This window comes from Lacihabitans soyangensis (genome assembly GCF_024343775.1).
Lineage (GTDB): Bacteria > Bacteroidota > Bacteroidia > Cytophagales > Spirosomataceae > Leadbetterella > Leadbetterella soyangensis.
The window spans coordinates 1-2024 of the sequence record NZ_RJUF01000120.1; the positions used below are offsets into that span (position 1 = coordinate 1).

General features: G+C 44.4%; 1 protein-coding gene and 1 pseudogene. Both read left to right on the top strand.

Going from position 1 to position 2024, the window contains the following annotated elements; translation table 11 throughout:
* The coding region (locus tag EGI31_RS14805) for an immunoglobulin domain-containing protein (RefSeq protein WP_255037954.1) at positions 1–1653 on the top strand (1653 nt) is incomplete at its 5' end.
* 26 nt (positions 1654–1679) lie between these two features.
* Positions 1680–2024, top strand: a pseudogene (locus tag EGI31_RS14810) (GDSL-type esterase/lipase family protein); the annotation flags it as partial.

Below are 2024 nucleotides of genomic sequence, written 5' to 3' on the forward strand. Positions count from 1 at the left end.
GGGCCTCAGGCCAGTAACGTTTTTTCTAATATTACTCCAGTGGCTGGCACTCCTACTCATACTATTCGAGTCACTGATGTTTGTGGAAATACAAGTACAACAACTGGGACAATAAATAACCCCTCTGCAATTACAACTGCTACCATTAGTGCAACTACCGCATCTTGCTCAAGTAGTAATACAGGTGTTATAAAAGTGACAGTTCAATCTGGTGGTGGTTTACCTCCGTTCAGATATAGTTTGATTGATGCCGTAACATCGGCAGTAGTAATGGCTCCACAAACTAGTACCACTTTCACCAATGTACCTGATAACGCCACTGGTTATTTAGTCAGGACAACCGATGATTGTGGCAACGCTGTTACGAGCTCTACTCCTCTACTTTTCCCTGCAGCTACTGCACCAACAGGTTCTGTAGTAACTACACCCTCATGTGTTTCTTCATCAACAGGAAGAATAGTTGTTACTCCTAGTGCGGGTGCAACATTTGCTGGAGGTACATTTAGCTATGCTCTTTATAATGCAGCAAATACAGTACTGGTAAGAGTCACCCAAGCCAGCCCTGTTTTTAATAATTTAGCAGCTGGAACTTATACTGTTAGAATAACGGACCAATGTGGAGCTTTGGGCACAGTTGAGGCCATTATAGATAATTCCGTACCTGCTCTAACGGCAACTGGGAGTATTTCCCCTACATGTAGCGGCGGCTCATCAGGAGTTATTGCAGCATCTGCTTCAGGAGGTTCATTACCTCGAACTTTTTCAATAGTATTACAGTCATCGGGTGCTATTATAGCAGGACCTCAGACAGATAGTGTGTTTGCGGGTCTCGCAGCTAATACTTATATCGTTAGAGTAACTGATGCCTGCGGAACAATTTCCAATTCTGCGAATTTGGTTGTAGGAGACCTCACATCTACTCCAACCCTATCTACAACCACAGCACTTGATTGTGATGGAGGGTCTGTATTGAGTGGCTATGGTGGTGGTGGAAGTGGCGGACCCTATACCTATGGACTTTGCACAGGAACTGCCTGTAATTCATTTGGGACTTTTTCAACTGCAAGTACATTCACGATACCATCAAGTGGAACTTATCGAGTCGCGGTTCGAGACAGATGTGGGCTACAAACGAGTTCGCCTGATGTAGTAATAAATATACCTACAAAGGCCGTTATTACTGGTGTAACCAAAAGTAATACTTGTGGTGCAACTAATATTACTGTAGCGGCTACCAATGTTCCAAATACGCCTTATTATAGTTTAGATGGTGGAAACTTTACCACTACAATCGGTAGCGTTCCCGTAGGGAATCATACTATTAGGGTGTCAAATTTTAATGCAGGAACCTTTGAGTGTGCAAGTGATGCTTTTGCATTTACGGTAAGTTCTACACCATCAAATCCGACAGGCACAAGCAATGTAAGTATATGTAATGGTGCAACTGCTTCATTAACAGCTGCTTGTGCCAATAGTTCGGTGGTTTGGTACAATGCAAGTTTGGTGGCCATTCCATTTACTGGCTCACCTTATGTAACACCAAATCTCACATCACCAACAACTTATAATGTTCGATGCGAAGATGGGGCTTGTCGAAGTGGATTTGTGACGGTTAATGTTACAATTAATAATCCACCAACTGCCCGAGCATAACTGGCTCAACGAATCTGACCTGTTCGGTGACGAGTGTAACCAGAACCGCCTCGGGAGGTACAAGCTACCAATGGTCAGGACCAAATTCCTACTCAGCCAATACGGCAGTAGCAACAATTAACTCAGCAGGAACCTATACTGTGACGGTGACAGGAAGCAATGGATGTACAGCTACAGCTACTACGGCAATAAGTTTGGATGGCACTGCTCCAAGTCCGAGCATAACTGGCTCAACGAATCTGACCTGTTCGGTGACGAGTGTAACCAGAACCGCCTCGGGAGGTACAAGCTACCAATGGTCAGGACCAAATTCCTACTCAGCCAATACGGCAGTAGCAACAATTAACTCAGCAGGAACCTATACTGTGACG